Consider the following 13,104-nt stretch of genomic DNA (forward strand, 5'->3'; position numbering starts at 1 on the left):
GACACCTCATGACACCAGAACAAGAGAACCAGCTATTTCAAGCAATCGGTGAAATTCAAGGAAGCCAATCAGCCATTTTGGATGATCTTAGAAGTCTTAAGGCTGATATTCACCACAGCATAGAAAAGAGTGAAGCCCGTCAAAAGCAGATCACTGATAGCTTAAAAATAGATATCGAAAAAAGTGAGCAGCGCCAAGCTGAGGCGCTTAAGACCCATGCTGAGCGATTAACAAAAGTAGAAGAAAAGCTCACAAACCAACGTGTAAAAGTGGCTGCGATGGGCGGCTCTGCGGGTTTAGCTGTTTCTTTAATTGCTTACGCTGTTAAAAGTGGGATGTTTAGCTAATGGCACACCCAGCAGAAAAGAAAAACGCTTTACGTCACAGCTATGTAAACGAACTGCTTGCTTTAAGTGTTGCAGCAGTAAAGCATAGTGTTGCAGATGGCACAGCCCGCCGCTGGAAGATGGAAGCGAAAGACCAGGGCGATGATTGGGATCTTGCTCGTGCTGCAAGCCGTCGTAGTGAGGGTGCTGCAGGTGAGTTTACAACCGACTTTATCGAAGAGTTTACTATTCAAGTAAACGAAACCTTTGAGCTTTTAAAATCTGAAGAAGGTTTAGCACTTCCATTAGAGCAGCGCACTAAAGTACTTAGCTCACTCACTGATATGATGAGCAAAGTAATGAAAGTATCTGGCGGCAATAAGCGCCTAGAAAAACGCACTGTCGCTGCTGAAGTTATCAAGATTTTAGCTAAATTTGTTTCAAAACATCACCCTGACTATGCACCGCAATTAGTCGAAATTCTTACTGCATTTGGTCCTCAGCTCGATAAGGAGTTAAGCGACTAATGGCTGATTTAAATACACGTGATTTTTTAGCAGAGATAGAGCAAGTAACCAGTGCGTTACGCCGCGATATCGAAGCTAAAGAACGTCATATTGATCCAAGTCCTGAAGCCATTAGAGAGCGCCGTAAACGTGTTTTAAGCGGTGATTTTGAGTTTTTTGTATATACCTATTTCCCACACCATATGTGGCTAGATGATGGGCAGAAACCATCTGAGTTTCAGGCTTATTTTAATAGTTGGCTACCAGAAGCACTAAAGCTTAAAAACGGTTGGAAAAACTGGTTTGTTGCTCCACGTGGCGAAGGTAAAAGTACACTTAGCGTAAAAATCGCCCCTGTGTATGTTTCAGTATTGGCACTGCTGCAAGACGCAGAGGTACGCCAAGAACTTGGCTTAGAAAAGCCACCTCTCTTTATTGATTTTGTGATCTTGTTTGGTGCTGAAACCAAAATGCCAACCAAGACCCTTGAAGTCGTTAAAACGGAGTTGTTGAACAATAACAACTTAGCCTTAGACTTTCCTGAAGTATGCGAAAAATCGCCAGTATGGAAGTTAGGCGAGTTTGTAACGGCCCAAGGTGTGCGATTTGAGAGCCGTGGTGCTGAGCAGGCTGTACGTGGTGCGTTCCACGGTGCAAGCCGACCTAAGCTGTTACTGTCTGACGATATCATTACCGATGCCGAAGCCAAGTCACCCACAGAGCGTGAAAACCGCTGGCGATTCCTTGAAGCTTCGGTGCAGTTCTTAGGGCCACCCGATGGTACCGTAAAATTCTTAGGTGTGAACACCGTTCTTAATAACGATGACCCAATTAGCCGTGCTGAAGAAGCACCAGGGCACATTGTTCACCGCTTTAAAGCAATTAAACAAATGCCTGAGCGCATGGACTTATGGGAGCAATGTCGCGACCTTATGGTTCATGATGATAAACGCTTTGAAAAGCGCGAAGCGGCTAAAGGTATTGCTGTTGCCACTGAAGATAAGCCTTCGTTTAAGTTCTGGATCAAGAACAAACGCCAAATGCTTAAGGGCGCTAAAACCAGTTGGCCAAGTGTACGTACACTTTACGATTTAATGTGTATGTGGGCTGCGAACAAGCGCGAGTTTAACCGCGAAATGCAAGGTATTGCTAAAAGCGATGAAGAAGCGATTTTTTACCAGTTTGATTTTTGGGTTGACCGTTTACACGATTGGGTACCATACGGTGCATGTGATCCAAGTATGGGTAAAACAGAAAAGTCCGACCCAAGCGCGATACTTGTTGGCTTTTATTCAAAAGACCTACAAAAGCTGCACGTTGAATACGAAAGCCGCAAAGTGCGCGGTACCAGTCGTTTACTTAACGACATAATTCGCGCTCAAAAAGAATATAACTGCTTAGTGTGGGGCTTTGAGAATAACAACGCCTTTGACTTTATGCGCAGCGAGTTTATCACCAAAGGGTTAGAGCAGGGCATTGCACTCCCTTTACGTGGTGTTACTGCCACATTACCAGCTGAAGAACGCATAGGCTCACTCGAAACCTATGTGACCAATACACCTGCACAAATAGCCTTTCATTCACATTGCAGATTATTGCTCGACGAGCTCGAAAACTGGCCAGAAAAACAAACAACACATCACTACGACTTGAGTTGTGCCTTAGCCATTTTATGGATGATATCCAGCACTGGCGCAGGCGGGATGCCTAGAGTTCGAAGCCGTAAAGTAACCAAACAAATAGGGGGCTATCATGTTTAAGTCTAAGCCACGCATTAATTCACGGGCTTATGGTGCCCTTGTTCGTATGTTTGAACAAAATCAATTGGACCCTGGCTTTTCGTCGTTGATCACAGAGCTCCCAAACCCTGACCCAATTTTACGTAAAGCAGGTAAAAACACGGCTATTTATGAAGAAATTGCCCGTGACGCGCATATCATTGGTGAATTGCGCTCATTACGCAGCGGTTTATATAGCTTTAATACTGAGTTGGTGCCTGGTGGTACCGATGCGGCCAGTATGAAAAGCTACGAGTTAGCAAAGCAGTTTTTTAAGCGTAAACCGTGCAAGCATACAGAGTGGGCCGATATGGATTGGCACAATTACAGTGCTATTTTACATGGCTTCAGTGTGACACATTTGGGCAAGTTTATTAAACGTGATGGTACGTGGCAGCCTGAATACATTGAAACATGGCGTAATAGTCGCTTTGCATTTAATAGTGATCACGAGCTGCTTGTTAAAACAAGAGAAAACCCGCAAGGCGAAGAAGTGGACCCGCGTCGTTGGTCGTGTGTTCGTCATATGCCTAGTGCAACAAACCCGTATGGCATTGCACTACTCAGCAGCTGCTTTTGGCCGTGGATGTTTAAGCACGGTGGCTTTAAGTTCTTTGTTCAATTTTGTGAACGCTTTGGTGTGCCGTTCCCTGTGGGTAAATACCCTATTGGTGCAAAAGATGCTGATATAGATAGCCTTTTAACTGGGCTCGCTAAATTAGTTCAAGACGGTGTAGCCGCAATACCCGACGATACCAGTATTGAAGTACTTGAAAGTAAGTTATCGGGTGAACCAATTCCTGAGCGTTTAATTAATTTCTGTAATGCTGAAATGAGTAAGGCGCTAACCAGCCAAACATTGGCCACTGAGCAAAAGAACGGCGGCGCGCGTGCAGCTAGTGAAACGCATGCTAAACGCGCTGGCGATAATCAACGCGCAGATAGGGCGCTTGTTGCTTCTTATCGCAATCAGATCATTAACACTCTTCACTCTGTCAATTTTGAGGGTGGTGAGCCTCCGCAATTCATCTTTAAAGATAAGCGCGAAATTAATACCGATACGGTAAGCCGTGTTCGCGAATCTGCACGCCTGGTACCTGTAAGCACTGACTACGTGTACAAAGAGTTAGGTATTCCAAAACCTAAACCAGGTGAAGACATTCTTGAAGTACCTGATGACGGCCAAGGCATAGCCTCAGCTGCTAAAAGCACTGAATTTGCGAAGTCTGATTCTGCTAGTACTGAAATTAGCGATGAGTTTGATGTGTTCGATCACGCTTCAAACGACACCATTGAAAAGATTTGGCATTTTGCCCAGGCATCAAAAGACCTGGACGAACTTAAGCAAAAAATAACCTCACAATTCCCAACTATCTCTGAGTCTGCTTTAGCACAAGTGGCTGAGCAAGCTCTGCAGTATGAGTTTATGGCGGGTATGAGCGAGGCTAATTCTAAAACTGTGGAGATAGACGATGAATAATATTCCTGAAGGTTACTTAAAAGACGGTAAAGGCAATTTAGTTGCAATTGCTAACGTTAAACAGACGGATTTGATCAAAGATGAGTTTGTACAAAAAGCCTGTGCGAAAGCACTCGAAATGCAGGAAAAATTAGCTGAGTTCAAACGTTCATTGATGGCTGAAGCTGACGACTTTATAGAGCTTTTAGCGCAAGAACATGGTGTAAGTTTAGGTGGTAAGAAAGGCAATACGCAGTTACGTTCATTCGATAACACTTTGCGCGTAAATATTCAAACGCAGGAACGTATCGAGCTTGGCCCAGAGCTATCCCTTGCTAAACAGCTGATTGATGAGTGCCTAGATGAATGGACCGAAGGCGGCAATCAAAACATACGAGCCATTGTCAGTAAAACCTTTAATACCGATAAGCAAGGATCATTAAACCCGCAACGTATCCTTGCGTTACGCAAGCTTGAAATCACTGATGAAAGCGGTAAATGGCAAAAGGCGATGAACATCATTGCAGAGTCTGTAGGTGTTATCGATTCATGCCGTTTTATCCGCTTTTACAAGCAGGACGAGAAAGGCATTGAACAAGCTATTTCACTTGATATAGCAAAGCTGTAGCGGGGCGCTTATGTCTATTTCTAAAGAGCAATGGGACAAGGTTGAAAGTGAACTTGCAGGGACTTTTGGTAGTGCTTTATTTAAATTGGGCGATCATGAAATCTCGATACAGCGTGTTAGAAAATCAGAATCTACCACTGTATTAGCTGTTTACATTGATGGCTATATAAAAGGTGAATGGTTTACTAAAGAAGCCGCTCAACCCTCATGTTTAAAACAAGTTTGGCGCAAAAGAATAATATCGATTTATAAACCTGCGGAAAAGAAACGCATCATAAAGTCTTTTGGTAAAAGGCAAGCCAAGAAATGTTTTCCAAATCTGGATGACAAAAAAGCGTTCTTTGATTGTCACTTTACAACAGCTAAATCATTAGTTCGCCAATTCAAGCGGATCAAAGGTATCCAATTAATGCTTATTGGTGGCGTACCCTACGAGTCAATGGAGGCTTAAATGGAACCAATCACAATTGCACTTGGCCTTGCAAAGCTAACTGGCCTAGATAAAAAAATAGGTAACTGGATAGGGGGCTCAAATGGTGAAGCGGTTGCTTCAAAAGTCGTTGATATAGCTCAAACTTTAACAGGTACATCGTCACCAGAAGAAGCGTTAAACCGTATAAAAGACTCAGAGAAATACGCGCATGAGTTAAGAACCACCTTACTCAATCGAGAGAAAGAACTAGACGAACTTGCATATAAAAACACCCAGAGTGCGCGGATTATGCAGATCCAAGCACTTAACCAGGATGATAAGTTTTCTAAACGCTTCATCTATTATTATGCGTGGTTTTGGTCAATTACGACGGCTCTATATATTGGCTTTATTACGTTTATGCCAATACCTGAGAGCTCTACACGCTTTGCAGATACAATTTTAGGCTTCGTTTTAGGCACTGTTATAGCGTCAATATTGAATTTCTTCTTTGGTAATAGCCGTGATAACTCGCGACGAAATGAAATTCAAGACATTCAACAGTCATTAAAAGAGCATTAAAATGGCTCTATCAGCTCCACAATATGGCGACCTTGTTAAATTCAAGGAAGCCATTTCACACTTTCAAGACAAAATTAAGCTGACAAGTGAGTCATATAGAGACTTACAGGGCTTAATTCATGCCAAAGCATTCACCGTTGCAGGTGCAACAGAAATCGAGATCCTGAATGAGCTATATACAGCAGTAGATAAAGCAATTAGTGATGGTGAAACCATATCGGACTTTAGAAAACGCTTTGATAAAATTGTTGATGATCACGGTTGGTCTTATAAAGGTAAGCGTGGCTGGCGCACTCAAGTAATTTACCAGAACAACAAAAATACAGCGCGAGCAGCAGGGCGCTGGGAACAACAGAACCGATTAAAAGAACGTAGACCTTATTTACTTTACCTGACCGCTGGTGATAGCAGAGTTAGGCCTGATCATAATAAATGGAACTATATTTTACTTCCTGTCGACCATCCGTTTTGGGACACGCATTATCCGCCAAATGGCTATAACTGCCGTTGTAAGGTGGTTTCACTGAATAAACGTGATATTGCACGTATGGGCTTATCGATCACAAAACCAGAGTCTGTTAATAAGTTTATGCAGTCATTCAAGGTCGTCGATGCATCAACAGGTGAACAACTAGATAAGTTACCTGGCATAGATCTAGGTTGGGACTATAATCCAGGTAAAGCGTGGTTAGGTGCTGACATAGCAGCTGGTAAGTCAGTAGTGAAGTTATCGAAAGAACTTCAACAACTAGCGGTACCGCAATTTAATGAAGCTGTTTTGAAGTCACAGCAATATTATAAAAAGCAGGTAAATTTAAAAGCAGCTCAGATTGCACTTATAAAGCCGGTAGTCGATGGCCAAGAATTTACGTTAGGGCACTTGCCTGCATTTTTCTTAAACGAGTTGTCACGTAAAAATGCACCTATATATAGTAGCGTTGTTACGATTAGCAGTTCACAAATTGAAAAGCTGTTAGCTGGCCAACTTACAATTGAACAAATTCACCAGCTAATGAACGCTATTCAAAAACCAAATGCGTACACATATATAGATAACAAAATTAGAATGACGTACCAGGGCTTTATGATCACAATTGAACTGGGACCAAATTTTAATACGGTTGTAGCAGCAGAAAAGATTTAAAGATTGCTCGCTGAGAATATTTAAAGAGCGTTTAAATGGCGTTTAAAGTGCGTTTAAAGAAAAGTTAAACGATCAGAAATGATCTAATTCTAAACGTAAAATGAGCAGGAATGATCAGATAATGAGTCAGTTTGAACGGTTAGAGTCTAAAAACAAGCGTAATTCAAAAATCATGAATTTTCGGCTTGGGATTGGCGAAGGTCAGTATTTACGGGCTTTTCCAAAACACGAGGGCGAAAATCTCCATACCTCCATAATTCTAGAAATGAACAACCCCTTACATTTATATTTTTGGGAAGCCGTACAAGAAAGGCATTTCAAATCTAGGTTTGTAATAACTTACCGTTGTAGACTTATTGGAATGAAGTAAGTTTGGTTGGAAATTTACAAAGTAAAAATGTGGATTTCATAAAAAGCTATAAAACCGTAAAAACCCAAATCAATCAAAAAAAGGGCTAAAAAAACCTTAAAATCTAACGAGTATTGAGGCTGCTAATATACATAAATAACCTATTTAACATAATATAAATTATAGGAAGTAAAGTATCTATACATAGCTATACCTATTCTCTTCGCATGTTAAGTCCAATACTAGACGGTATCGGACATTAAGGTGGTGTTTTATCATATTATTCATTTTATTAGTGCTTGTTTCTTGAGCTTAGTTATCTCATGACTTATATTAAAACTATCAACTTGAGATGTAACGATAAGATGTAAACGATATGGAATTTGTGAAGCCGTTAGAACCTATTCTGATAATCGATGATATGCAAGATATCCGCGACTATCTAAATCAAATTTTAACTGGTCTTGGTTTTGACGATATTTTAGAAAGTCGAGATTTTGAATCAGCTAAAACCGTAATTGAAGAAAAGTCGCCTAACGTAATCTTTCTAGATATTGAACTACCTAACACTGACGGTACACAAATTCTTGAATACTTAAATGACCGCCATCCTCATACTCATGTTGTTATGTGCTCTGGCCATAATAGTCTTGAGAATGTGCAAAACACCTGGGAATTAGGTGCTAAAGGTTTTATCGCTAAACCATTCAACGCAAAAAAAGTCGACTCTGTTATGAAACGTCTAGAATTGATGGAAACCATAACAAATTAAGTAGTTTATGAATTCGACAATCCAACTCATTATAGATGACCTATCAACGGTCATTTTTGGTAAGCAACAACAAATCAAACTCGCCCTTACGTGTTTATTTAGTGAAGGCCACCTGTTAATTGAAGATTTACCAGGTATGGGAAAAACCACGTTATCTCATGCACTTGCCGCAGTTCTTGGCTTGTCATATCAACGTATTCAATTCACTAGCGATTTATTACCTTCTGACATTCTTGGTACAAACATCTTTGATGCTAAAGAACATAGTTTTTCATTTCATCAAGGTCCTGTATTCAGCCAAGTTGTATTAGGTGATGAAATTAACCGTGCAGGTCCTAAGACACAAAGTGCACTGTTAGAAGCAATGGAAGAAAAACAAGTGACGGTAGATGCGGTTAAACACGCCCTACCATCACCATTTTTTGTAATTGCTACGCAAAATCCAGTGCATCAATCTGGTACTTATCCGTTACCTGAGTCACAATTAGACCGCTTTTTTATGCGTATTAGTTTAGGTTTTCCTGATAAACACGCTGAGAAAAACCTCATTTTAGGCTTAAACAACCGAAATTATGACGACTTACCTGTGCGCATTAATCCTGAACAACTTGCTGTTATTCAAAAAGAAATTAATAAAGTAACGATAAGCAACGCGGTGGTTGATTATATTCTTGAGCTCGTTACGTATACTCGCCAAGATAACCATTTTGTAAACCCATTATCACCAAGAGCGAGTATTGCGCTTGCCCGCGCTGCAAAGTCATGGGCGTATATTGAAGGTCGTGATTTTGTAATGCCTGAAGATGTACAAGCGGTTTTCCCTAGTGTGACTGATCACCGGCTTGGCTTAAATGCTGGTGACAGCGGCTATGCACTTAAACATGTGCCCGTAAGCTTATAAAACATGTTTAAGCGCCCTGCTTTTGTTAATCAATTTCGTCAGTCCGTTTTTAATAAGTTATTAAAAAACAAGCATAAAACTAACGAAATTGAGCTTCAGCATAAAACAATTTATGTATTACCCTCAAAACTTGGTGGGCAGTTTTTACTAATTGCCTTACTGAACTTTGTGATGGGCATTAACTATCAAAACAACTTGATTTTAACCATGGCGTATTTAATGGTGGTTGTTTTAGTATTTGCGATACTCACCGGCTATAAAAATGTGCGAGGTTTGTCGGTTAAATACCAATCAGTTAATGAAAGTTATGCGCCAAAAGCCCCTTTTGCGCGTTTTCAAATTCACGCACGATCATACTGTGAGCTTATAAAACTGGTTAATGACAACCTTGAATCTGAAACTGTATCACTGCAAAACAAAGAGAAAAAGACCGTTGAAATAGTGCTTAAATGTAGTGAACGTGGTGCATATGGCTTTGATAGAATAAAAATCATTAGCCACTTTCCATTTGGTTTAGTGTCTGTGTGGAGTTACATTGAACCAACCGAAACCGTGTATGTTTACCCACAACCTATCACCACTGAAAAGCTTGATACTCAGCTCCATGACAATGACGAACACGACGGCGATAACGCACAAGTTAAAGCCGGTAATGATGACTTTTACCAGCTTACCCCTTTTGTGCAAGGAACAGCGCTTAATAAGGTATCGTGGAAACACTACGCTAAAACTCAGCAACTATTAACGAAAGAATTTACCAGTGATGCATCAAAAGAGTTAGCGCTTAATTTCAATATGTTGAGTGGCAATAATGAGCACAGATTAAGCCAGTTATGTTTTTTGGTTAATCAATTAACTGACCAACACATAGCGTTTTCGTTAACCTTACCCAATAAATACATTGCAAAAGGCCAAGGGGTCAATCATCAAACAACCTGCCTACAAGCTTTAGCGGAGTTTTAATTATGAATACGCCGCTTATAAATACTGTTTTATCAGTGCTGTTTATTGTTACCAGTGGCTTTTTGTTTACTGAAGTAGCGACTCCATTCTTAGCCATATTGGCAGGCCTGAGTTTTTTAAACCTGTTTTTAGGTAAGTTTTATAAAAAACTAAATGGATTGGTGGCGAATATTTTGGCTGCGGTTTGCTTAGTTGCCTTATTTATACTGGTTGGTGTGAGCGATACGGTCAAGTTATTTGTATCCATGATGCTACTTGCTAGCAGCTTTAAATTGCTACAAGCGAAAACCGTTAAACAGTATCAATCTGTGTGTTTACTGGTGTTTTTTAACCTTTCAACGGTGTATTTGTTTCATCAAGGATTATTTGAAACCTTGATAGTCAGTGTACTTTATATTGTTAACTTCGCGGTACTAGGCTATTTAACTAGCCCTCAAAGCTTTAAGGCCGCTAACAAACAAAGTTTTAAAACCATACTACTAGCCTTACCCATAGCGGCGTTTTTGATTTTATTTTTACCTAAGCTACCCGCATTTTGGCAGCTACCGGGGCCAAAACTTGCTAAAACGGGGTTATCAGAGCAGGTTAACCCCTTTTCGATTGCGAAATTAGCAGAGTCAGATGACTTGGTGTTTCGGGTAGAACAACAGCCAGAGCAAGCTTTACAAGCCCCCTATTACTGGCGCAGCCTTATTCATGATGAGTTTAATGGCAGTGAATGGTTAATATCAGACATTTTGAAATCGCAACAATATAACCCAATTCGCCGTACAATTACTCAAAGTAATGGTGTTAATTATCAGGTTATTGCAGAGCCTTCATCTTCAAATTGGCTTTTTGCAGTTGGCTTTGCGCAAAGTGATAATTCTGATGTGCACTCAACCTACAATGGTTTGTTAAAACGCAAAGGTAACTTAAACAAAAACATTAAATACGCGGTAACGAGTAGCCAAGCCTCGCTGAGCCTAAATGAATTTGAAAAACGCTTATACACCCGCTTACCGAAAGCAACTAATCCACAAACAACAGCTTTGGCAAAAGAGCTGGCTGCTGAGCATATAAATGCCCAAGGTTACTTTAATTCGCTACTTGATTACTTTAATCAGCAGCAGTTTGCTTACACATTATCACCTACACCCATGTATGGTGATAATACGTTAGACCAGTTTGTGTTTGATACCAAACGTGGCTTTTGTGGCCACTATGCCAGCACCGCTGCATTTATGTTTCGTGTTGCCGGTTACCCTGCCCGTGTTGTGTCGGGTTATTTAGGCGGAGAACAAACTAAAGCCGCTACGCTTAACATTTACCAATATGATGCACATGCTTGGGTCGAAGTGTTCTTTGATGAAAAGTGGCATATTTTTGATGCTACCTCTGTTGTTGCCCCGGAGCGTTTAAACGGTTCGTTATCACAACTGGGGGATTTAAACGAAAGCTTTAACGACAATCTTAACTTTGGCCTAAAGCGCTGGAGTCATTTTAAAGCAATAAACTGGCTGCGAATTCACCTTGAAGAGCTCGACTATAAATGGACTAACTGGGTGCTTACGTTTGACCAAGAATCACAACAAAGTTTATTTGATTCTCTGTTTGGCAATAAGTCAGCATGGCTAACACCTTTAATTGTGTTAGGTACATTATTACTAAGCTTTACTGGCTATTTCTTATATAACAAACGCCCTATTCGAAGTAGAGAGCCGCTGGTTGATGACATCACTAAGCTATACCTGTGGGCAAAAAAGCAAGGCATTGAGCCAGTTGATACCAACACGCCACTGCAAAATATTGCTTTAATTAAACAGCAAAAGCCTAGAACAGAGGCATATTTAAGTGAGTTTGAGCAAATAATCATCGAAGTACGTTATCAACAGCAATCATATAACCAAAATCGCAAAAACCGCGTACGAGTTCTGTTAAACTCTCTCAAAACAGCCAAATAGAGAACAATATGAATGCAGTAATTGTCGGCGTTATGTTGATGCTGATCCTGACACTTTGTCGAATTAATGTCATTGTGGCGATGACGGTAAGCGCAATTATTGCGGGTTTGACCGCAGGCCTTGGTTTATCACAAACCGTTAATGCATTTAATGATGGCTTATCGGGCGGCGCTGAAATAGCACTGAGCTATGCGATGTTAGGTGCATTTGCGGTGGCTATTTCTAAGTCGGGTTTAACCCGTATTTTAGCGTCTAAGTTACTAAAGCAAGTAAACGACAATAGCCATAAAGGCGAAACGACGCTTAGTTATCTTATATTAAGTATTATTTTACTGTGTGCGATCTCGTCGCAAAATTTGATACCCGTACATATTGCTTTTATACCAATTCTAATTCCGCCTCTGCTTGTTGTGTTTAACAAGTTACGCCTTGATAGACGTGCTATTGCGTGTATCTTAACCTTCGGCTTAGCCACCTCTTATATGGTGCTACCTTATGGTTTTGGTGGCATTTACTTATACTCGATACTACACAAGAACCTCACTGAAAATGGCTTAGAGATTGTTAATACTCAAGTGCCGATTGCAATGATCATTCCAGCCATTGGCATGTTATTTGGTTTATTGGTTGCGGTGTTTATATCTTATCGAAAACGCCGTAGTTACGAGTCTCACAGCCTAACAGAGCAACAGCAAGAGGTTGTCATTGAACAGCCTAAAAAGGTGTTAGCAGTGGGAATTACCGCCGTACTTTGTTCATTAGTGGCACAAAATATTAGTGGCTCTATGATCCTAGGTGGTCTTGTTGGGGTAGCTATATTTACCTTATTTGGTGTTGTAAAACTTGAGCAAAACGGCGATGTATTTAGTAAAGGCATTGCTATGATGGCGATGATTGGCTTTATTATGATTTCGGCGCAAGGTTTTGCTTCAGTGATGAAAGCAACCGGTGATGTAGCTTCATTAGTTAGCTCTGCCGCAGGAATGATTGAAGGTAACAAACCCCTTGCTGCTGCGTTAATTTTACTCGTTGGCTTATTAATCACCATGGGCATTGGTAGCTCGTTTTCGACAGTGCCAATTATAGCCACCCTGTTTGTACCACTGTGTATGGAACTAAACTTTTCTGTTATGGCTACTGCGGCACTGGTTGGAACTGCTGGTGCGCTAGGTGATGCAGGTTCCCCTGCCTCTGATTCAACACTTGGCCCAACATCAGGCTTAAATGCAGATGGGCAACACGACCATATTTGGGATTCAGTGGTACCTACATTCATCCATTTTAATATTCCACTACTGATTGCTGGCTGGGTTGCGGCAATGGTGTTGTAAAATTAGCATT

13 protein-coding genes are annotated in these 13,104 nt (G+C 40.8%); all 13 read left to right on the forward strand.

Annotated features, from left to right (window positions below; all coding sequences use genetic code 11):
- Positions 1 to 8 precede the first annotated feature (8 nt).
- The 13 genes from CWC02_RS08560 (at position 9) to CWC02_RS08620 (ending at position 13,094) form a co-directional block, all read left to right on the forward strand.
- The gene (locus tag CWC02_RS08560) at positions 9 to 347 is read left to right on the forward strand and encodes a hypothetical protein (RefSeq protein ID WP_138617672.1); all 339 of its coding nucleotides are present in this window, start codon (positions 9 to 11) and stop codon (positions 345 to 347) included.
- Entirely contained in the window at positions 347 to 853 is a 507-nt protein-coding gene (locus CWC02_RS08565; RefSeq protein ID WP_063530259.1) for a DUF1804 family protein, read from the forward strand. Before CWC02_RS08560 ends, CWC02_RS08565 begins: the two co-directional genes overlap by 1 nt.
- Complete coding sequence (locus CWC02_RS08570) at positions 853 to 2,592, forward strand: hypothetical protein (protein ID WP_138617674.1); 1,740 nt, start codon at positions 853 to 855, stop codon at positions 2,590 to 2,592. Before CWC02_RS08565 ends, CWC02_RS08570 begins: the two co-directional genes overlap by 1 nt.
- The gene (locus CWC02_RS08575) at positions 2,585 to 4,090 is read left to right on the forward strand and encodes a phage portal protein family protein (protein WP_138617676.1); all 1,506 of its coding nucleotides are present in this window, start codon (positions 2,585 to 2,587) and stop codon (positions 4,088 to 4,090) included. Before CWC02_RS08570 ends, CWC02_RS08575 begins: the two co-directional genes overlap by 8 nt.
- Positions 4,083 to 4,697 (forward strand): DUF3164 family protein, encoded by a 615-nt coding sequence (locus CWC02_RS08580; protein WP_138617678.1) that lies wholly within the window; start codon positions 4,083 to 4,085, stop codon positions 4,695 to 4,697. The genes CWC02_RS08575 and CWC02_RS08580 overlap by 8 nt, the downstream gene beginning before the upstream one ends.
- Before the next feature lie 10 nt (positions 4,698 to 4,707).
- Positions 4,708 to 5,148: a hypothetical protein gene (locus CWC02_RS08585; protein WP_138617680.1), complete on the forward strand. Its 441-nt coding sequence runs from the start codon at positions 4,708 to 4,710 to the stop codon at positions 5,146 to 5,148.
- Entirely contained in the window at positions 5,149 to 5,691 is a 543-nt protein-coding gene (locus tag CWC02_RS08590) for a hypothetical protein (protein WP_138617682.1), read from the forward strand.
- A gap of 1 nt (position 5,692) precedes the next feature.
- Complete coding sequence (locus tag CWC02_RS08595) at positions 5,693 to 6,835, forward strand: phage head morphogenesis protein (protein ID WP_138617684.1); 1,143 nt, start codon at positions 5,693 to 5,695, stop codon at positions 6,833 to 6,835.
- 725 nt (positions 6,836 to 7,560) lie between these two features.
- The gene (locus tag CWC02_RS08600; protein WP_138617686.1) at positions 7,561 to 7,956 is read left to right on the forward strand and encodes a response regulator; all 396 of its coding nucleotides are present in this window, start codon (positions 7,561 to 7,563) and stop codon (positions 7,954 to 7,956) included.
- Between the two features lie 7 nt (positions 7,957 to 7,963).
- Positions 7,964 to 8,857: an AAA family ATPase gene (locus CWC02_RS08605; protein WP_138617688.1), complete on the forward strand. Its 894-nt coding sequence runs from the start codon at positions 7,964 to 7,966 to the stop codon at positions 8,855 to 8,857.
- Positions 8,858 to 8,860: 3 nt separating this feature from the next.
- Entirely contained in the window at positions 8,861 to 9,820 is a 960-nt protein-coding gene (locus CWC02_RS08610; protein ID WP_138617690.1) for a DUF58 domain-containing protein, read from the forward strand.
- 2 nt (positions 9,821 to 9,822) lie between these two features.
- Positions 9,823 to 11,763, forward strand: a complete 1,941-nt coding sequence (locus CWC02_RS08615; RefSeq protein WP_138617692.1) for a transglutaminase TgpA family protein — start codon at positions 9,823 to 9,825, stop codon at positions 11,761 to 11,763.
- An 8-nt stretch (positions 11,764 to 11,771) separates the two neighbouring features.
- Positions 11,772 to 13,094, forward strand: a complete 1,323-nt coding sequence (locus CWC02_RS08620; RefSeq protein ID WP_138617694.1) for a Na+/H+ antiporter family protein — start codon at positions 11,772 to 11,774, stop codon at positions 13,092 to 13,094.
- The last annotated feature ends 10 nt before the right edge of the window (positions 13,095 to 13,104 follow it).

It is taken from the genome of Pseudoalteromonas sp. S2721, assembly GCF_005887425.1.
Lineage (GTDB): Bacteria > Pseudomonadota > Gammaproteobacteria > Enterobacterales > Alteromonadaceae > Pseudoalteromonas > Pseudoalteromonas simplex.

Excerpts from the sequence above, each read along its gene's own strand:
- CWC02_RS08560 (WP_138617672.1), top strand. The coding sequence starts at position 9 with ATGACACCAGAACAAGAGAACCAGCTATTTCAAGCAATCGGTGAAATT.
- CWC02_RS08565 (WP_063530259.1), top strand. The coding sequence starts at position 347 with ATGGCACACCCAGCAGAAAAGAAAAACGCTTTACGTCACAGCTATGTA.
- CWC02_RS08570 (WP_138617674.1), top strand. The coding sequence starts at position 853 with ATGGCTGATTTAAATACACGTGATTTTTTAGCAGAGATAGAGCAAGTA.
- CWC02_RS08575 (WP_138617676.1), top strand. The coding sequence starts at position 2,585 with ATGTTTAAGTCTAAGCCACGCATTAATTCACGGGCTTATGGTGCCCTT.
- CWC02_RS08580 (WP_138617678.1), top strand. The coding sequence starts at position 4,083 with ATGAATAATATTCCTGAAGGTTACTTAAAAGACGGTAAAGGCAATTTA.
- CWC02_RS08585 (WP_138617680.1), top strand. The coding sequence starts at position 4,708 with ATGTCTATTTCTAAAGAGCAATGGGACAAGGTTGAAAGTGAACTTGCA.
- CWC02_RS08590 (WP_138617682.1), top strand. The coding sequence starts at position 5,149 with ATGGAACCAATCACAATTGCACTTGGCCTTGCAAAGCTAACTGGCCTA.
- CWC02_RS08595 (WP_138617684.1), top strand. The coding sequence starts at position 5,693 with ATGGCTCTATCAGCTCCACAATATGGCGACCTTGTTAAATTCAAGGAA.
- CWC02_RS08600 (WP_138617686.1), top strand. The coding sequence starts at position 7,561 with ATGGAATTTGTGAAGCCGTTAGAACCTATTCTGATAATCGATGATATG.
- CWC02_RS08605 (WP_138617688.1), top strand. The coding sequence starts at position 7,964 with ATGAATTCGACAATCCAACTCATTATAGATGACCTATCAACGGTCATT.
- CWC02_RS08610 (WP_138617690.1), top strand. The coding sequence starts at position 8,861 with ATGTTTAAGCGCCCTGCTTTTGTTAATCAATTTCGTCAGTCCGTTTTT.
- CWC02_RS08615 (WP_138617692.1), top strand. The coding sequence starts at position 9,823 with ATGAATACGCCGCTTATAAATACTGTTTTATCAGTGCTGTTTATTGTT.
- CWC02_RS08620 (WP_138617694.1), top strand. The coding sequence starts at position 11,772 with ATGAATGCAGTAATTGTCGGCGTTATGTTGATGCTGATCCTGACACTT.